General features: G+C 72.4%; 19 protein-coding genes. 13 read left to right on the plus strand and 6 right to left on the minus strand.

Annotation, left to right across the window (positions count from 1 at the left end):
• From RL72_RS20015 to RL72_RS01055, 4 genes are all read left to right on the plus strand, one after another.
• Nucleotides 1-345 (plus strand): hypothetical protein (locus RL72_RS20015; protein ID WP_211255997.1); only part of this gene is annotated, 345 nt, incomplete at its 5' end.
• Between the two features lie 66 nt (nt 346-411).
• A complete protein-coding gene (locus RL72_RS01045; protein WP_045248945.1) occupies nt 412-1,152 on the plus strand; it encodes a PspA/IM30 family protein in 741 nt (246 codons plus the stop codon).
• A 1-nt stretch (nt 1,153) separates the two neighbouring features.
• On the plus strand, nt 1,154-1,966 hold the full coding sequence (locus RL72_RS01050; protein ID WP_045248946.1) for an arginase family protein: 813 nt from the start codon (nt 1,154-1,156) through the stop codon (nt 1,964-1,966).
• Nucleotides 1,963-2,418: a Fe-S oxidoreductase gene (locus RL72_RS01055; protein WP_248700324.1), complete on the plus strand. Its 456-nt coding sequence runs from the start codon at nt 1,963-1,965 to the stop codon at nt 2,416-2,418. Before RL72_RS01050 ends, RL72_RS01055 begins: the two co-directional genes overlap by 4 nt.
• 13 nt (nt 2,419-2,431) lie before the next feature.
• Here the strand turns inward: RL72_RS01055 and RL72_RS01060 are convergent, their stop codons facing one another.
• Both RL72_RS01060 and RL72_RS01065 read right to left on the minus strand, forming a co-directional pair.
• Nucleotides 2,432-2,890, minus strand: coding sequence for an SIP domain-containing protein (locus RL72_RS01060; protein WP_045248947.1), 459 nt, complete (start codon nt 2,888-2,890; stop codon nt 2,432-2,434).
• 80 nt (nt 2,891-2,970) lie between these two features.
• The gene (locus RL72_RS01065) at nt 2,971-3,675 is read right to left on the minus strand and encodes a tyrosine-protein phosphatase (RefSeq protein WP_045248948.1); all 705 of its coding nucleotides are present in this window, start codon (nt 3,673-3,675) and stop codon (nt 2,971-2,973) included.
• 177 nt (nt 3,676-3,852) lie between these two features.
• On the opposite strand from RL72_RS01065, the gene RL72_RS01070 reads away from it, so the two are divergent.
• The 8 genes from RL72_RS01070 (at nt 3,853) to RL72_RS01105 (ending at nt 12,406) form a co-directional block, all read left to right on the plus strand.
• A complete protein-coding gene (locus RL72_RS01070) occupies nt 3,853-4,995 on the plus strand; it encodes a CaiB/BaiF CoA transferase family protein (RefSeq protein ID WP_045248949.1) in 1,143 nt (380 codons plus the stop codon).
• Nucleotide 4,996: 1 nt separating this feature from the next.
• Nucleotides 4,997-6,187 (plus strand): acyl-CoA dehydrogenase family protein, encoded by a 1,191-nt coding sequence (locus tag RL72_RS01075; protein ID WP_045248950.1) that lies wholly within the window; start codon nt 4,997-4,999, stop codon nt 6,185-6,187.
• A 168-nt stretch (nt 6,188-6,355) separates the two neighbouring features.
• Complete coding sequence (locus RL72_RS01080; RefSeq protein ID WP_045248951.1) at nt 6,356-7,294, plus strand: alpha/beta fold hydrolase; 939 nt, start codon at nt 6,356-6,358, stop codon at nt 7,292-7,294.
• 125 nt (nt 7,295-7,419) lie between these two features.
• Nucleotides 7,420-8,952 (plus strand): ABC transporter substrate-binding protein, encoded by a 1,533-nt coding sequence (locus RL72_RS01085; protein WP_045248952.1) that lies wholly within the window; start codon nt 7,420-7,422, stop codon nt 8,950-8,952.
• A gap of 10 nt (nt 8,953-8,962) precedes the next feature.
• A complete protein-coding gene (locus RL72_RS01090) occupies nt 8,963-9,916 on the plus strand; it encodes an ABC transporter permease (protein WP_045248953.1) in 954 nt (317 codons plus the stop codon).
• On the plus strand, nt 9,913-10,800 hold the full coding sequence (locus RL72_RS01095; protein ID WP_045248954.1) for an ABC transporter permease: 888 nt from the start codon (nt 9,913-9,915) through the stop codon (nt 10,798-10,800). The genes RL72_RS01090 and RL72_RS01095 overlap by 4 nt, the downstream gene beginning before the upstream one ends.
• Nucleotides 10,797-11,585 carry an ABC transporter ATP-binding protein gene (locus tag RL72_RS01100; protein ID WP_045248955.1) on the plus strand — a complete coding sequence of 263 codons (789 nt, stop codon included), beginning with the start codon at nt 10,797-10,799 and terminating at the stop codon, nt 11,583-11,585. Before RL72_RS01095 ends, RL72_RS01100 begins: the two co-directional genes overlap by 4 nt.
• Nucleotides 11,582-12,406, plus strand: a complete 825-nt coding sequence (locus RL72_RS01105) for an ABC transporter ATP-binding protein (RefSeq protein ID WP_082071909.1) — start codon at nt 11,582-11,584, stop codon at nt 12,404-12,406. The genes RL72_RS01100 and RL72_RS01105 overlap by 4 nt, the downstream gene beginning before the upstream one ends.
• 52 nt (nt 12,407-12,458) lie before the next feature.
• On the opposite strand, the gene RL72_RS01110 is transcribed toward RL72_RS01105, so the two are convergent.
• From RL72_RS01110 to RL72_RS01125, 4 genes are read right to left on the minus strand one after another with little or no spacing between them, the layout of a single operon-like run.
• The gene (locus RL72_RS01110) at nt 12,459-12,998 is read right to left on the minus strand and encodes a GNAT family N-acetyltransferase (protein WP_156156653.1); all 540 of its coding nucleotides are present in this window, start codon (nt 12,996-12,998) and stop codon (nt 12,459-12,461) included.
• Complete coding sequence (locus tag RL72_RS01115) at nt 12,995-13,684, minus strand: uracil-DNA glycosylase (protein ID WP_045248956.1); 690 nt, start codon at nt 13,682-13,684, stop codon at nt 12,995-12,997. The genes RL72_RS01110 and RL72_RS01115 overlap by 4 nt, the downstream gene beginning before the upstream one ends.
• Complete coding sequence (locus RL72_RS01120) at nt 13,684-14,403, minus strand: Type 1 glutamine amidotransferase-like domain-containing protein (RefSeq protein ID WP_045248957.1); 720 nt, start codon at nt 14,401-14,403, stop codon at nt 13,684-13,686. The genes RL72_RS01115 and RL72_RS01120 overlap by 1 nt, the downstream gene beginning before the upstream one ends.
• Before the next feature lie 2 nt (nt 14,404-14,405).
• Nucleotides 14,406-15,239 (minus strand): SDR family oxidoreductase, encoded by an 834-nt coding sequence (locus tag RL72_RS01125; RefSeq protein WP_169748188.1) that lies wholly within the window; start codon nt 15,237-15,239, stop codon nt 14,406-14,408.
• Nucleotides 15,240-15,406: 167 nt separating this feature from the next.
• Between RL72_RS01125 and RL72_RS01130 the strand changes: the two genes are divergently transcribed.
• On the plus strand, nt 15,407-16,729 hold the full coding sequence (locus tag RL72_RS01130) for a bifunctional o-acetylhomoserine/o-acetylserine sulfhydrylase (protein WP_045248958.1): 1,323 nt from the start codon (nt 15,407-15,409) through the stop codon (nt 16,727-16,729).
• Nucleotides 16,730-16,851 lie beyond the last annotated feature (122 nt).

Raw genomic sequence — 16,851 nt, forward strand, 5'->3', positions numbered from 1 at the left:
GGGTCGGCGACGCGGGCCGCTTCGGCCTGGTCGTACTCCGCGGAGGCCTGCGCCGCCCTGGTCCGTGAGGCCACCCAGCTCGCGGCGGGATCGATCGACAGCTGGGGCAACGGCGGCGGCTGGGGCGGTGGCGGCGGCTGGGGCGGCGGAAGCCGCAGCGGCATGGGCGACGCGATCCTCGGCGGCATCATCGGCGGCATCCTCTCCGGCGGCGGTGGCGGCCGGAGCAGCGGAGGCGGCTGGGGCGGCGGAGGCGGCGGCTGGCGCTCCAGCGGCGGAGGCGGAGGTTTCAGTCCCTCCAGCTTCGGAGGCGGAGGCCGCGGCGGATCGGGCGGTCGCTTCTGACAGCAGGACCCGAGCCACTCTTCACGTGAACGACCACATCGACCGGAAATCTGGAAAGGACATCCCATGACCAAGCAGTCCATCTTCGGCCGCATCTCCACCCTGGTGAAGGCCAACGTCAACGCGCTCATCGACTCCGCGGAGGACCCGCAGAAGATGATCGATCAGCTGGTCCGCGACTACACCAACAACGTCGCGGACGCCGAGTCGGCGATCGCCGAGACCATCGGCAACCTGCGCCTGCTCGAGCGCGATCACCAGGAGGACGTGCAGGCCGCGGCGGAGTGGGGCAACAAGGCCCTCGCCGCCAGCCGCAAGGCCGACGAGCTGCGCGGATCCGGCAACACCGCCGACGCCGACAAGTTCGACAACCTCGCCAAGGTCGCCCTGCAGCGTCAGATCAGCTCCGAGCAGGAGGCGAAGACGGCCGAGCCGCAGATCGCTGCCCAGACCGAGATCGTCGACAAGCTCAAGACCGGCCTGAACGGCATGAAGGACAAGCTCGTCGAGCTGAAGAACAAGCGCAGCGAACTGCTCGCCCGCGCCAAGGTCGCCGAGGCGCAGACCAAGGTGCAGGACGCGGTCTCCTCGATCAACGTGCTCGACCCGACCAGCGAGCTGGGCCGCTTCGAGGACAAGGTGCGTCGCCAGGAGGCGCTCGCGCAGGGCAAGGCCGAACTCGCCGCCTCCAGCCTGGACGCGCAGTTCGAGAGCCTCGAGGACATCGGCCAGCTGACCGAGGTCGAGGCCCGTCTCGCGGAGCTGAAGGCCGGATCCGCGAAGCCCCAGGAAGCGCTCGAGGGCTGACATGACCCGCTTCCTCGTCGTCCCGCAGTGGCAGGGCTCCCCTGCCCCGCGGGCGATGCTGCTCACCGAGGGGGCGTCGGCGATCGCCGGCGACCTCCCCAGCGCACGCACCACCGTGCTGGAGGTGCCGCTCGAGGCGGGCGACGCCGAAGGCACGGGCGTGCACAGGCTCAGCAGCCTGCGCCGCACGAAGGAGCTCATCGAGGAAGCGATCACGGCGCATGCCGAGCCCACGCTCGTGGTGGGCGGTGACTGCGGCGTCAGCGTCGCCGCGGTCGCCGCCCTCCCCGGCGCCCTCCACGACGTCGCGATCGTGTGGTTCGACGCGCACCCCGATCTGCACACCCCCGACACGTCGGCCTCCGGCGCCTACGCGGGCATGGCCCTGCGGGCTCTGCTCGGCGACGGGTCCTTCCCGATCGAGGGACCCGCCGGCCTCAGCCCCGAGCGCACCGTGCTCGTGGGCGCCCGCTCCGAGGACGACGCGGAGACCGACTACCTCGCCTCCTCCGACATCGTCCGCCTCGACGCCCTCGACGACGTGCAGGCGCTCGCCGACGCGGTCGCCGCGACCGGCGCCTCCCGCGTGTACGTGCACATCGACGTCGACGTGCTGGACCCTTCGGAGCTGGCCGGGGTCTCCTCCGCCGTGCCGTTCGGCCTGCGCACGGCCGAGATCGTGGGGGCCGTGCGGGCGCTGCGCGAGCGCGTGCCCCTGGCCGGGGCGACGATCGCGGGCTTCGCGCCGCGCTCCCCCGCGGACGCGGTCGGGGATCTGGGCGCGATCCTGCGCCTGATCGGCGCCCTGGCGTGACGGCGGGCGACAGCGCCCGGATCGCCGCGATCGAGGCCGAGGCCGCACGGATCCTGGAACAGGGACGACGTCGCGACCTCCGCCTCCCCGGCGTGCTGCTGCGCTCGCCGATCAGCAGGCTCGGCTACGCGTGGGGCATGGTCGTCGGCTGGATCTGGGGCGGGCTGTGGAGCACCGGCCCGATCGAGCGCCGGGAGGGGCTCTGGATCTTCCGCGGCATGCCGGCGTGGACCTTCGCCCGCGGCGGCGTGTGCGTCGCCGGCTGCTATCTGACCGGCGACGAGGTTCCCGACGACCGGGTTCTGCGGCACGAGGCGGTGCACAAGCAGCAGTGGCTGCGGTACGGCTTCCTCATGCCGGTGCTGTACCTGTTCGCGGGGCGCGATCCGCTGCGCAACCGCTTCGAGATCGAGGCGGGCCTGGAGGACGGGCACTACCTGCCGCGTCGGTGACGCGCCGACGGCTTCAGAGGCCGAAGCGCTCCGGCCCCGCGATGTGCTCCGGCGCCATTCCGAGGCTCTCGGTGAGGTGCTCGGCGATGTCGGCGGTTCCGAGGAAGCCGCCGAGCAGCGTGACCGATGTGCGGTCCTCCGCGCCGTCGCACAGCATCTCGTCGGCCCACGCGATCGCGGCGCGCGAGACCGCCGTCCCGGGGGCGCAGCGGCGCCCGCTCCCCGGCGCGCCGGTGCGCGCCGCACGGGGCAGCCACGTGACCGTCATCCGCGGCGGGACGGTGAGGGTCGAGACGGAGCCGGCGTCGGGCACCTCGACGAACACCCGGCCCGTCGCGCACAGCGGGAGGGTCGCCAGCAGCGTCTCCAGCTCGGCCAGGGAGTTCTCGTCGGCGACGACGAGATGCTGGACCTTCGCGGAGCGGCGCAGGGCGCGGCGCTCGGCGCGGGCGGTGCGGATCGCGGTGGTCATGATGCCTCCACGATACCACCGGACAAAGGGTTGCCTAACCTACCCCTGACTCCCGTGGCAGGCCCTGTCCGCGCGCAGCACTAAGCGACGAGCGCGGATCCCAGCGCTTCGAGCTCCCCCGCCGTCAAGCCGGAGGCGAGCAGGTAGTCGGCCGCCGAGCCGTACTCGTCGTCGATGCCCGCGAGCAGTTCGCGCATGACGGGGGCGGGCGACTGGGTCGCCACCGCGATCGCGTCGTGCGCGATCGGCAGCCGCTCCTCGAGCCATTTCGCGATCGCGCGGTTGCGCGACTCGGGCAGCTGCGAGGCGGTCATCGCATAGTCGGCCACGATGGCCTCGCGGTCGGCGCCGACCGCGGCGAGCGCGAGCGCGACGCTCACGCCGGTGCGGTCCTTGCCGAGCGTGCAGTGCACGAGCGTCGGCTCCCCCTCGGACAGGATCCGCACGACCTGGACGACGCGATCCGCGCCCCCTTCGACGATGTGCCGGTACAGGCCGGTCAGGCTCACGTCCCCGAGCAGGAACGACGCGACGGAGCCCGCGAAGAGCGGGATGTGATCGATGCGCAGGCCGGGGAGCGCACAGGGCTCGGCGCTGACCTCGCTGTCGTCACGGAGGTCGACCACGCGGGCGATCCGGCGGGTGAGGAAGTCCTGCGCCTCCGCACCGACGTGCGCGAGGTTGCCGGAGCGGAACAGAACCCCCTCGCGGATCCGCGAGGTGCCGGCGGGCATCCCGCCGACGTCGCGGAGGTTCGTGATCCCGGGCACGGTGAGCACCGTCATGCGCGCGCCCGCTCGGTCGCCGTCCGGATCATGGCTCCAGCCTAGGGCGTCGTCCGCCCCCGGAAGGCCGCCGTCGCGGCGACGCCGGGCGGCACGGGGGCGGGCACGCGCATCGGGAGGACCTGCGCCTCCGTAGGATGAGAGCCGTCGCGGACGGATGGCGAAGGGGCTGACGGGATGAGCGGGCGGGCCGAGGGGCGCGGGGTGCTCGACGGGGTGCGCGTGGCCGACTTCTCCCGCGTGCTCGCAGGGCCGTACGCCACCATGATGCTCGCCGACTTCGGCGCCGACGTGCTGAAGATCGAGCCGCCCTCGGGAGACGACACGCGGCACTGGCATCCCCCGGTCGACGCCGACGGCATGGCGACGTATTTCGGCAGCGTGAACCGCAACAAGCGCTCCGTCGTGCTCGATCTCGCGACCGACGCAGGACGCGACGACGCGCTCCGGCTGGCTCGCACGGCGGACGTCGTCGTGGAGAACTTCCGTCCCGGCGTGATGGACCGCTTCGGTCTCGACTTCGCGTCGATCCGCGCCGTCAACCCGGGTGTCGTGTACTGCTCGATCACCGGCTTCGGGAGCGGCGCGGGCGCGGGCATCGCCGGCTACGACCTGCTCGTCCAGGCGGTCGGCGGCCTCATGTCGATCACGGGCGAGCCCGACGGCGATCCGGCGAAGGCCGGCGTCGCCCTCGTCGACGTGCTGTGCGGTCAGAACGCCGTGAGCGGGATCCTGCTCGCGCTGCGCGAACGCGATCGCACGGGCCGCGGCCAGCGCGTCGAGGTGAATCTACTGCAGAGCCTGCTCTCGGCGCTCACGAACCAGGCCGCGTCCGCCCTCGCCACCGGCGTCCCGCCGCGACGGCTGGGCAACGCGCACCCGTCGATCGCGCCGTACGCCACCTTCCGCGCGGCTGACCGGGATCTGGTCGTGGCCGTCGGGAACGACAAGCAGTTCCGCGCTCTGGCCGAGGTGCTGGAGCGGCCCGACTTGGCCGACGACCCCCGGTTCCGCTCCAACGCCGACCGCGTCGCGCACCGCGAGGCGCTGACCTCGCTCCTCGAGCAGCGGCTCGCCGGCGCGGAGGCGGCGTCGTGGGTCGATCGCCTCCGGGCGGCCGGGGTGCCCGCCGGTCTCGTCAACGACGTGACGGAGGCCATCGCGTTCGCGCAGCGCCTCGGCCTCGAGCCCGTCGCCGAGATCGGCGCCTCGCGGACCGTCGCGAACCCGATCCGGCTCGACGCGGCCCCCGCCGCGTACCGCACACGTCCGCCCGCACTGAACGACTCCGCCGCCGTCTGGCGCACCGAGAGGATCTGAGATGACCGACGTTTCCCGCATCGACGCCGTGTTCGACCTGGACGGCCTGCTCACGCCGGAGGAGCGCGACTGGCAGCAGCGCGCCAGGACCTTCGCCCGCGAGCGGATCCTGCCGGTGATCGACCGGGACTTCGAGCAGGCGCATTTCCGTCGCGAGCTCATCGGCGAGCTCGGTGCGGCCGGATTCCTCGGCATGCACCTGCAGGCCTACGGCTGCGCCGGCGCCGGCGCCGTCTCCTACGGCCTCGCCTGCCTCGAGCTGGAGGCGGGCGACAGCGGCTGGCGCACGTTCGTGTCGGTGCAGGGCTCGCTCGCGATGAGCGCGATCGCGAAGTACGGATCCGAGGAGCAGAAGCAGCAGTGGCTCCCCCGCATGGCGACCGGCGACGCGGTCGGCTGCTTCGCCCTGACCGAACCGCAGGGCGGCAGCGATCCGGCGGCGATGAGAACCGTCGCGCGCCGCGACGGCGACGACTGGGTGCTGGACGGGGACAAGCGCTGGATCGGCCTGGCATCGATCGCGGATGTCGCCGTGGTGTGGGCGCGTGTCGACGACCCCGCCTATGGGGAGGGCGCGCGGGCGGTGCGCGGCTTCCTGGTGCCGACGTCCACGCCCGGGTTCGCGGCCACGCCGATCGCCGGCAAGCTGTCGATGCGCGCGTCGGTGCAGTGCGACGTGTCCCTCGAGGCGGTGCGGCTCCCTGCGGACGCGATCCTTCCCGGCGCCCGCGGGCTGTCGGGACCGTTCGGCTGCCTGAACGAGGCGCGGTACGGCATCGTCTGGGGCGCGATGGGCGCAGCCCGCAGCTGTCTCGAGGCGGCCATCGAGCGCTCCACGAGCCGAGAGGTGTTCGGCCGCCCGATCGGAGCCGCCCAGCTCACCCAGGCCAAGCTCGCCGACATGTTCGTCGAGCTCGAGAAGGGGATCCTGCTGGCCCTGCATCTCGGACGCCTCAAGGAGCGCGGGGCGCTCACGCCCGCGCAGATCTCGGTCGGCAAGCTCAACAGCGTGCGCGAGGCGCTCGCCATCGCGCACCAGGCGCGCACGATCCTCGGCGGCGACGGCATCACCGACGCCTTCCCGGTCATGCGCCATGCCGCGAACCTCGAGTCCGTGCGCACTTACGAGGGCACCGACGAGATCCACCAGCTGATCCTCGGCCGTGCACTGACGGATCTCGACGCCTTCTGAGCGGGAGCATCCGCTTCACGGATCCGATCCGCTCGGCCCGATCCGGCGGAGCAAGATGTGCTCTCTTTTTGACGAATTATGACGAATTCTTGCCATAAGTGACCTCGACGTATCAGCACTCTGCTCTCGCATTTCCCGCCAGGACCTCGCGGGGAGCACAATGAAGGCGTGTCCTCCCTCGCCTCAGATGAGACCACCGAGTTCTCGTTCCTCGCCCGCCAGGCGCGCGCCCTCGGCGCCGCGCTCCCGCCGGTGCGCCGACTGCGGCTGCCCCTCTCCGACGGCCGCTCGCTGAGCGCGCTGCGCTACGGCGAGGAGCCTGTCGAGGTCACCCTGCTGCATGGCGCCGGCCTCAACGCGCACACCTGGGACACCACCGTGCTCGCGCTCGGGCGCCCCGCGCTCGCGATCGACCTCGCCGGACACGGCGACTCGTCGTGGCGCGAGGACGCCGACTACACCGGGCGCACGCTCGCGGCCGACGTGATCGAGGCGCTGCGCGCGTGGACGGACCACCCCCAGGTGCTCGTCGGCCAGTCCCTCGGAGGGCTCACCGCCGCCGCGGTCGCCGCGCAGGCGCCCGAGCTCGTCCGCGAGCTGATCGTGGTCGACATCACGCCCGGCGTCGACCAGAGCGTCGGCCCCGCCGCCCTGCGCGAGTTCTACCGCGTGGTCGACGGCGCATCCCGCGACGAGCTCGTCGACCGCGCCCAGCAGTTCGGCTTCGGCGGATCCCGCGAGGACACCGCCCGCGGCGTGTTCCTGAACACGCGGGTCCGTCCCGACGGCCGGGTAGAGTGGAAGCACCACTTCGCGCACATCGCGGCGCAGCTGCTCGCGGCTGCGCCTGCGGAGGGGACGGCGGCGCCCGCGGCCCCGGCCGGCATCCTCGGCGAGCACGGCTGGGCCGACCTGGCCGCCGTCGCCTCCCCCGTCGCACTGGTCCGCGCATCGCACGGATTCGTCTCGGACGACGCAGAGCGCGAGTTCCGCACGCGCCTCCCCACCGCCCGCGTGCGGCAGCTCGACGGCAGCCACAACCTCCAGGAGACCGCGCCGACGGCACTCGCCGAGATCATCCGCACGGCCGTCGACGCCGGAGCCTGACGCCCGGTACGCGCATTTGTGACGCCGCGTTCCGCACCCGGCCCTCCGCAGCGCGACGCCCCCTTAGGCTCGACCGCACAGCCCGACCCACAGCACCCACAGCACCCGCCCCGAGAGGACCTCTCATGCACCGCACCCGCGCTGCTCTCACCCCGCGCCGCCGCACCACGGCCGCCCTGTTCGCCGGCCTGACCGCGGCCGCGCTGCTGCTCACCGCCTGCACCGGATCCGCGTCGCCCGCCCAGAGCGGGGCCACCGGCGCTGCCGACGCGAACGCCTCCCTCACCGTGGGACTCGTGCTGGAGCCGTCGAGCCTCGACCTCCGGCACACGGCGGGAGCCGCGCTCGAGCAGGTCCTGGTCGACAACATCTACGAGGGTCTCGTGACCCGCACGCAGGACAACAAGATCGTCGACCGGCTCGCGAAGAGCCACGAGATCTCCGCGGACGGCCTCACCTACACGTTCGTCCTCAACGACGGCATCACCTTCCACAACGGCGCGAAGCTGACCTCGGCCGACGTCGTCTCCTCGCTGCAGACCGCGAAGGACGACAAGACCGTGCAGGGGCACGCCGACCTCGCCGGCGTCGCATCGATCACGGCGAAGGACGACAAGACCGTGGTCGTCACCCTCACGCAGCCGAGCCAGAACTTCCTGTTCAGCCTCACCGGAACCGCCGGTCTGGTGTTCCAGAAGGGCGACACCACCGACCTGCAGGCCGCCGAGAACGGCACCGGCCCGTTCACGCTGACCCAGTGGAAGAAGGGCGACTCGCTCACCTTCGCCCGCAACGACAAGTACTGGGGCACGAAGGCAGGCGTGAAGAGCATCGTCTTCGACTACATCCCCGACTTCACCGCCGGCGTGAACGCGGCGCAGAGCGGGACGCTCGACGTGCTCACCGCGGTCGACGCCAACCTCGCCCCGCAGCTGGACAAGAAGTTCACGGTCACCAAGGGCCGCACCACCGACAAGGGCACCCTCGCGTTCAACAACACGAAGGCGCCGCTCAACGACCAGCGCGTGCGCGAGGCCCTGCGTCTCGCAATCGACCACAAGGCGATCATCGAGGCCCGCGGGATCGGCACCACCCTGTACGGCCCCATCCCCCAGCTCGACCCCGGCTACCAGGATCTGTCCGGCACGGCGCCGTACGACCCCGACAAGGCGAAGGCGCTGCTCAAGGAGGCCGGCCAGGAGAACCTCGCCCTCACCCTGACCATCCCCTCGTTCTACGGGTCGACCGTGCCGCAGCTGCTCACGAGCGACTTCAAGAAGGTCGGCGTCAAGCTCACCGTGAACTCGGTGGAGTTCCCCGCCTGGCTGGACTCGGTCTACACGAAGCACGACTACGACCTCAGCTTCGTGCTGCATGTCGAGCCGCGCGACTTCGGCAACTTCGCCAACCCGGACTACTACTTCGGGTACGACAACCCCGAGGTGCAGAAGCTGTACGCGCAGTCGCAGACGGAGCTGGACGCGAAGAAGTCGGCGCAGCTGCTCTCCCAGGCCGCCGAGATCGTGGCCAAGGACGCGGCCGCCGACTGGCTGTACGAGGACCAGACGCTGACCGCGGTGCGCCCCGGCGTGCAGGGCTTCCCCAAGGACTCCATCAACTCGCGGCTCGATCTGCGCGGCGTGACGGTCACCAAGTAGCCTCGGCTCTGTGCTCCGCTACGCGCTCACACGGGGAGCCCTGCTCATCGCGGGGCTCCTCGTCGCGAGCGCGCTGATCTTCCTGGCCCTGCGGGTCTTCCCCGGGGACGTGGCGCAGCTGCTCGCCGGGGACAAGGCGACCCCGGCGCAGGTGGCCGAGATCCGTCGCTCGCTCGGCCTCGACCAGCCCGTACTCACGCAGTATCTGGGCTGGATCGGCGGCGTGCTGCGCGGCGACCTCGGCACCTCCCAGCTGAACGGCGCCTCGGTCGCGGCCGAGCTCGCGCAGAAGGCGCAGGTGACCGTGCCCCTCGCCGCGCTGGCCCTGCTCATCGCCCTGCTCATCGCCGTGCCGCTCGGGATCGGATCCGCGATGCTGCGCGGCAGGGCCACGGGGACGGCGCTGAACGTCACCGCGCAGGCGATCGCCGCGGTGCCCGTCGTCTGGGCCGGGATGATGCTGGTCGTGGTGTTCGCGGTGTGGCTCGGATGGCTGCCGGCGCAGGGCTTCCCGCGCGACGGATGGGCCGACCCCGGCGCCGCGCTGCAGGCGCTCGTGCTGCCCGCACCGACCATCGGGGTGATCGAGGGCGCGCTGCTGCTGCGCTTCGTGCGCAGCGCGACGCTGCAGGCCGCCTCGCAGGACTTCGTCCGCACCGCGGCGGCGAAGGGGCTCACCCGCAACCGCGCGCTGATCCAGCACGGGCTGCCGGCGGTCGGGCTGTCGGTCGTCACGGTGCTCGGCATCCAGGTCGCCGGCATCATCGTCGGATCCGTCGTCGTCGAGCAGCTGTTCACGCTCCCCGGAATCGGGCGCATGCTCGTCGCCGACGTCGGCACACGCGATCTCGTGAAGGTGCAGGGCGAGCTGCTCGTGCTCACCGGCATGGTGCTGATCATCGGCTTCGTCGTGGATCTGGTGCACCGCGCCCTCGACCCCCGGCAGCGGGAGGCCGACGAATGACCGTGCTGCGCCGCCTCGGATCCTCCGCCGCGGGCCTGTTCGGGCTGATCGTGGTGGGAGTGATCCTGCTCACGGCCCTCGTCTCCCTGTTCTGGACGCCCTTCGACCCGCGCGCCACCGACGTGACGGCGCGCTGGTCGCCGCCGGGGTGGCCGCACCTGCTGGGCACCGATCTCACCGGACGCGACATCCTGAGCCTCCTCATGGCGGGATCCCGCACCACGGTGCTCGTCGCCGTCGGCGCCGGCGTCGTGGCCACCCTCATCGGCATCGCCCTCGGCGCGCTCGGCGCGCTCACCGCCCGCTGGGTGCGCGAGACCGTGGCGGTGCTCGTCGACGTGCTGATCGCCTTCCCCGTGCTGATCATCGCGATGCTCATCTCCACCGTGCAGGGCGGCTCGCTGTGGGTCGTGGTGTGGGCGGTCGGGATCGGCTTCGGCGTCAACGTCGCCCGCGTGACGCGCCCGGAGCTGCGGCGCGTGCAGCACAGCGACTTCGTGATCGCGGGCCGGGCCTCCGGGCTGACGCCTCTGCAGAACCTCGTGCAGCACCTGCTGCCCAACATCGCGCCGGTGTTCATCGTGCAGATGAGCTGGGCCATGGCGACCGCGGTGCTCGCCGAGGCGGGGCTGTCCTACCTCGGATTCGGCGCCTCGGTGGTGGACCCCTCCTGGGGCATCCTGCTGGCCGACCTGCAGCGGTACATCCAGGTCCATCCCCTCTCCGTCGTGTGGCCCGGGCTCGCGATCACGATCACCGTGCTCGCGTTCAACCTGCTCGGCGACGCGCTCCGCGACGCCACCGATCCCACGCTGCGCACCGGGCGGCGACGGGTCCGGCAGGCGCGCCCCGGGCCGGCACCGCTGCCGGGGGTGACCGCATGAGCCTGGAGGTGACCGACCTCGTCATCGAGATCGACGGCCGCCGGGTCGTCGACGGCGTGTCCTTCGCCGTGCCCGACGGCGCGCGCGTGGGGCTCATCGGGGAATCCGGATCCGGCAAGTCGCTCACGGCCCTCGCTGTGATGGGGCTGCTGCCCGACGGCGCCGTCGCGACCGGAAGCGTGCGCTGGAACGGCCGGGAGATCCTGGGGCTGCCGGATCGCGAGCTCGCGCGCCTCCGCGGCGACGAGATCGGGATGGTCTTCCAGGAGCCGCGCACCGCGCTCAACCCGATCCGCACGATCGGCCGCCAGATCGCCGAGACGGTCCGCATCCACGAGCGTGTCGACCGGGCCACGGCGCGGGCGCGCGCCGTGGCCGAGGCCGCGCGCGTCGCGCTGCCCGATCCCGAGCGGATCGTCGACCGGTATCCGCACCAGCTCAGCGGCGGCCAGCGGCAGCGCGCCGCGATCGCGGTCGCGCTCGCCGCCCGGCCCCGGCTGCTCATCGCGGACGAGCCCACGACGGCCCTCGACGTGACGATCCAGGCCGGTGTGCTGCGCCTGCTGCTGTCGCTCGTCGAGTCGGCCGGGATGTCGCTGGTGTTCATCACCCACGACCTTGCGGTGCTCGCCCAGGTCGCCACCGAGGCGGTGGTGCTCGCGGACGGCCGCGTCGTCGAGGCGGGACCGCTCGAGACGCTGCTCACCGCGCCGTCGTCGCCGATCACGCAGGGGCTGCTGCGCGACGCCACCGCGACGCTGTGGCGCGGGGAGGACGACGCATGAGCGACACGACCGGGATCCCCGGCGACGCCACGGGCGCGCCGCTGATCCGCGCCCGTGGACTGCGCCGCGAGTACCGCGCCGCGCGCCGGGAGCCGTTCGCACGGCGGGCGCGCACCGTTGCGCTCGACGACGTGGACCTGGATGTCGCAGCGGGACGCGCGCTCGGCATCATCGGCGAGTCCGGATCCGGCAAGTCCACGCTCATCCGGCTGCTGCTCGCGCTCGACCGGCCCACCTCCGGCACGGTGTCCGTCGACGGGCGCCCGGTCGAGGCGTCGGCCTCGGCCAGGGCGCTGCACTGGCTGCGCCGCGAGACCGGCCTCGTGTTCCAGGATCCGTACGCGTCCCTAGATCCGCGCCAGTCCGTCGGCAGGATCGTCTCCGAGCCGCTGCGGGCGCTCGACATCGCGGGCGATCACCGCGCCCGCGTCGCCGAGGTGCTCGCCCGGGTGGGACTGGATCCGGCGATGGCCGACCGCTACCCGCACGAGTTCTCCGGCGGACAGCGGCAGCGCGTCGCCCTGGCCCGCGCGATCGCGCACCGGCCGCGCATCCTCGTCGGCGACGAGCCGATGTCGGCCCTGGACGTGACCGTGCGCGCGCAGATCCTCGACCTGCTCCGCGAGCTGACCGCCGACGGCATGACGCTCGTGCTCGTCTCGCACGACATCGGCGTGGTGCAGAACCTCTGCGACGACGTCGCCGTGATGAAGGACGGACGGATCGTCGAGCACGGCCCCACCACGCAAGTGCTGCACCGCCCGGCGCACGAATACACGAAGCGTCTGCTCGCCGCGATCCCGGTCATCCCCGGACGCTGAGCCCTCGCCGGGCCGGGGCGCGGTCCCGCACCGGCCCGCCGGGGTGCGGCGCCTAGAGCGACTTCTGCAGGAACAGCACGTCGAGCGAGCGCCCGAACTTGACGCCCACGTTCCTCAGGTGCCCGGCGTCGACGAAGCCGTAACGGCGATGCAGGGCGATCGACGCGGCCGCCGCGGTGGGCTCGATCACCGCGATGATCTCGCGGAGCCCCGCGGCGGCGCTCGCGTCCAGCAGCGCCTCCAGCAGCGCTCTGCCGAGCCCGCGCCCGGCGGCGTGGGGGCTCAGGTAGATCGTGTTCTCGGCGCTGAAGCGGTATGCGGACTTGGCGCGCCAGTGCTGCGCGTACGCGAAGCCGAGCACGGCCCCGCCCGCGTCCTCGGCCGTGAGGAACGGAAGCCCGGTCTCCGCGAGCAGCTCGTGCTTGTGCTCCCAGAACGCGAGCTCGGTCTCCTCCTCGTCGAAGGTCACCGTGCTCGTGCGCACGTAGTGGTTGTAGATGTCGCGGATCGCCGCGAGATCCTCGGTCCGCGTGGCGCGGATCCGGATCCCGGATGCGTTCGCCGCCGAGGTCACGGCCGTCGTGTCGCTCACGAGATCCTCCAGTCGACGGGCTCTGCGCCCTGCTCCTCGAGCAGGGCATTGGCGCGGGAGAACGGGCGGGAGCCGAAGAAGCCGCGGCTCGCGGACAGCGGCGAGGGGTGCGCCGAGGCGATCACCGGGGTGTCCCCGAGCAGGGGCCGCAGCCCTTCCGCGTCCCTCCCCCACAGCACGGCGACGAGCGGGGCGTCCCGGTCGACGAGGGCGCGGATGGCGAGCTCCGTGACCTTCTCCCACCCCCAGCCGCGGTGCGAGGCGGGCGTGCCGGGCCGCACCGTGAGCACGCGGTTCAGCAGCATGACGCCCTGATCGCTCCAGCTCGAGAGATCGCCGTGCGCGGCGGGCGGGATCCCGAGATCCGTCTCCAGCTCGCGGTAGATGTTGGAGAGGCTGCGCGGCAGCGGGCGCACGGCCCGGTCCACGGCGAACGAGAGTCCGATCGGGTGGCCCGGCGTCGGGTACGGATCCTGGCCGACGATGAGCACCTTGACGTCGGCGAGCGGGCGGGCGAAGGCGCGCAGCACGTTCTCGCCCGCCGGGAGGTAGCCGCGGCCCGCGGCGTTCTCGGCACGCAGGCGGTCGCCGAGCTCGGCGACGACCGGGGCGACGGGCGCGAGCGCCTGCGCCCACCCCGGATCGAGCCGGCCGTCGGCGGCGAGCTCGGCCAGCGACTTCGGCATCAGAGGGCGGCCCGGTCGCTCGAGACGGTCACGCCGTCGGATCCGGGGAAGACGCGCCACACGCTGCCGGCACCCGCGATGCGCAGGCCCTGGGCGTCCGCGATGAGCACGGTGCTCTCGTCGATGCCCAGACCGCCGTCGACGGCGCCCGCCTCCGTCGCCGCGATCAGCCGGGAAAGGGTGCCCCACTGGGCGACGTGCACGTCGACCGACACGTCGACCAGGCCGATGCCGGCGCCCACGGTGATCTCGTCGAGATCCTCCGCCGTCTCCTCGGGCGCGACCGCGACGCCGTCGATGCGCCAGCCGCCGAGGATCGCGCTCTCGGCGGCGATCATCGCGCCCGCCGAGAAGCCGAGATACGGCGTTCCGGCCTCCACCGCGGCGCGGATCACGTCGAAGCAGCCCTCGAGGGCCGCGTGGTAGGCGGGCGTGAGTCCCCCGCCGATCACGATCGCGTCGACGCCGTCGAAAATCGCCGGGTCCACGAGATCCGTCAGCCCCACGGTCGTCACGCGGGTGTCCAGCTCGACCGCGCCGTCGGCGGTGAGCGCCGCGACGAGGTCCTCGGAGTGGCGAGGATCCGCGTCCTCGCGCACGGTGACCACGGCCACGCGCGGCGTCGCGGCGCCCTGCGCGGACGCGAACGCCTGCGCCTCGGCCGTGAACGGAGCGAACGCGGAGCGGCCGAAGCCGCCGCCGACCAGATGCACCCCCATGGTCAGTCCTCCCCGCGCGGGCGCAGCGGTCCGCGCGCGAGCAGATGCGCAGCCGCCTGGGCGACCGGACGGATCACCACGAGGTCGAGGTTGACGTGCGCGGGGGCGTTGAGCGCGTAGGCGATCAGATCCGCCACGTCCTCGGCCACCAGCGGCGCCTCGACGCCCGCGTAGACGGCCTCGGCCGCCACCTCGTCGCCGCCGAGGCGGCGCAACGCGAACTCCTCCGTGTGCACGAGGCCGGGCGCGATCTCGGTCACCCGGATCGGCTCGCCGTTCAGCTCCTGGCGCAGCACCTGCGGGATCATCGCCTCCGCGGCCTTCGCGGCGTTGTATCCGGATCCGCCCGGATAGCCCTGCCGGGCCGCGGTCGAGGTGAGGAACAGCAGATCGGCGTGCCCTCCGCCGGCTGCCGCGGCGCGCAGCTGCGGCAGCAGCGCCGCCGTGAGCTGCTGGACGGCCAGCACGTTCGCCTCGAACATCCACCGCCACTTCTCCGCGGATCCGTCCTCGACCCGCTCGGTGCCGCGGGCACCGCCGGCGACGTGCACGACCGCGTGCAGCGGGCCGGTCGCGGCCAGGTGCGCCGCGAGTCCGGCGACCTGCTCGGGATCGGTGAGGTCGGCCGCGTACGCGGCGGATCCGGTCTCCGCGGCGAGCGCCTGCAGCCGGTCCTCACGGCGTGCGACGCCGACGACGTCCCAGCCGCTCGCGCGGAGCGCGCGCACCGTCGCCTCGCCGATCCCGGTGCTCGCTCCCGTCACCACCGCTCGCCGATGCGCTGCCGCCGAGGTGCTGCCGAGCGGCTCTGCCGCCGGGGGAATGCTGGTCGCCATGCCACAACGCTACGGGATCGGGCTGTTACGTCACATTTCCCCCGCCTTGTTGACAGGGTCCGCGGGTTCGTACTCTCGATGCAACGCCGCGATCCCCACCCTGTCGAGAGACCGGCCCTCCCCCCCCTGCGACGCGGTTCGGTGTCGCTCATCTCAAAGGAGACATCATGACCGCTGCCGAGAACTGGCGCTTCGAGACCAAGCAGATCCACGCCGGCGCCGCGCCCGATCCCGTCACCAAGGCTCGTGCGACGCCGATCTACCAGACCACCTCCTACGTGTTCGACAACGCGGACCACGCGGCGAACCTCTTCGCCCTCGCCGAGTTCGGCAACATCTACACCCGCATCCAGAACCCCACGCAGGACGTGCTCGAGCAGCGTCTCGCCGCGCTCGAGGGCGGCACCGGGGCCCTCGTGCTCTCCAGCGGACAGGCCGCCTCCACGTTCGCCATCCTGAACATCGCGCAGGCCGGCGATCACTTCGTGTCCTCGTCCTCGATCTACGGCGGCACCTACAACCTCTTCAAGTACACGCTCGCCAAGCTCGGCATCGAGGTCACGTTCGTCGAGAACCAGGACGACGTCGAGGAGTGGCGCCGCGCGGTCCGCCCGAACACCAAGCTGTTCTTCGCGGAGACCATCGGCAACCCGCAGATCAACGTGCTCGACATCCGCGGCGTGGCCGATGCCGCGCACGAGGCCGGCGTGCCCCTCATCGTCGACAACACGATCGCGACGCCGTACCTGATCCGTCCGTTCGAGCACGGCGCCGACATCGTCGTGCACTCGGTCACCAAGTTCCTCGGCGGCCACGGCACCACGATCGGCGGCGCGATCATCGACGGCGGGAAGTTCGCGTGGTCGCAGAACGTCGAGAAGTTCCCCGGCCTCACCGAGCCGGATCCCTCCTACCACGGCGCCAGCTACACGGCCGCGGTCGGCGACGCCCTCGCCTACATCATCAAGGCCCGCGTGCAGCTGCTGCGCGACCTGGGCTCCGCGATCGCGCCGCAGAGCGCCTGGAACCTCATCCAGGGCATCGAGACGCTGTCGCTGCGCATCGAGCGCCACGTGCAGAACGCGCAGGAGATCGCCGAATGGCTCGACGCCCGTGAGGACGTCGCGAGCGTGAACTACTCCGGCCTGCCGACCTCGCCGTGGTACGCCGCCGCGAACACCTACGCCCCGAAGGGCGTGGGCGCCGTGCTCTCCTTCGAGCTGAAGGGCGGCGTCGACGCGGGCCGCGAGTTCGTGAACAGCCTGACCCTGTTCAGCCACCTCGCGAACATCGGCGACGTGCGCTCGCTGGTCATCCACCCGGCGTCCACCACGCACGCGCAGCTCACGCCCGAGCAGCAGCTCACCACGGGCGTGACCCCGGGTCTCGTGCGCCTGTCGGTCGGCCTGGAGAACATCGACGACCTCAAGGCGGACCTGGACCAGGCCCTCGCCGCGGCGCGCAAGGTCTCCGAGGCCGCCCGCGCCTGACGACTCCTCCTCAGAGACGGAACCGCCCCGGATCCCGCGATCCGGGGCGGTTCCGTGCGTCGGGCCGCGTCTCGCGCGCGCCCGGTCGCGCCCGCTCTCGCCCCGGTCCCGCCCGCGTTTCC

The organism is Microbacterium azadirachtae, assembly GCF_000956545.1.
Lineage (GTDB): Bacteria > Actinomycetota > Actinomycetes > Actinomycetales > Microbacteriaceae > Microbacterium > Microbacterium azadirachtae.

Bases quoted from the DNA above. Each gene is read 5' to 3' on its own strand.
- RL72_RS01045 (WP_045248945.1), top strand. From the start codon at position 412: ATGACCAAGCAGTCCATCTTCGGCCGCATCTCCACCCTGGTGAAGGCC.
- RL72_RS01050 (WP_045248946.1), top strand. From the start codon at position 1,154: ATGACCCGCTTCCTCGTCGTCCCGCAGTGGCAGGGCTCCCCTGCCCCG.
- RL72_RS01060 (WP_045248947.1), bottom strand. From the start codon at position 2,890: ATGACCACCGCGATCCGCACCGCCCGCGCCGAGCGCCGCGCCCTGCGC.
- RL72_RS01065 (WP_045248948.1), bottom strand. From the start codon at position 3,675: ATGACGGTGCTCACCGTGCCCGGGATCACGAACCTCCGCGACGTCGGC.
- RL72_RS01070 (WP_045248949.1), top strand. From the start codon at position 3,853: ATGAGCGGGCGGGCCGAGGGGCGCGGGGTGCTCGACGGGGTGCGCGTG.
- RL72_RS01075 (WP_045248950.1), top strand. From the start codon at position 4,997: ATGACCGACGTTTCCCGCATCGACGCCGTGTTCGACCTGGACGGCCTG.
- RL72_RS01085 (WP_045248952.1), top strand. From the start codon at position 7,420: ATGCACCGCACCCGCGCTGCTCTCACCCCGCGCCGCCGCACCACGGCC.
- RL72_RS01095 (WP_045248954.1), top strand. From the start codon at position 9,913: ATGACCGTGCTGCGCCGCCTCGGATCCTCCGCCGCGGGCCTGTTCGGG.
- RL72_RS01100 (WP_045248955.1), top strand. From the start codon at position 10,797: ATGAGCCTGGAGGTGACCGACCTCGTCATCGAGATCGACGGCCGCCGG.
- RL72_RS01105 (WP_082071909.1), top strand. From the start codon at position 11,582: ATGAGCGACACGACCGGGATCCCCGGCGACGCCACGGGCGCGCCGCTG.
- RL72_RS01115 (WP_045248956.1), bottom strand. From the start codon at position 13,684: ATGCCGAAGTCGCTGGCCGAGCTCGCCGCCGACGGCCGGCTCGATCCG.
- RL72_RS01120 (WP_045248957.1), bottom strand. From the start codon at position 14,403: ATGGGGGTGCATCTGGTCGGCGGCGGCTTCGGCCGCTCCGCGTTCGCT.
- RL72_RS01125 (WP_169748188.1), bottom strand. From the start codon at position 15,239: ATGGCGACCAGCATTCCCCCGGCGGCAGAGCCGCTCGGCAGCACCTCG.
- RL72_RS01130 (WP_045248958.1), top strand. From the start codon at position 15,407: ATGACCGCTGCCGAGAACTGGCGCTTCGAGACCAAGCAGATCCACGCC.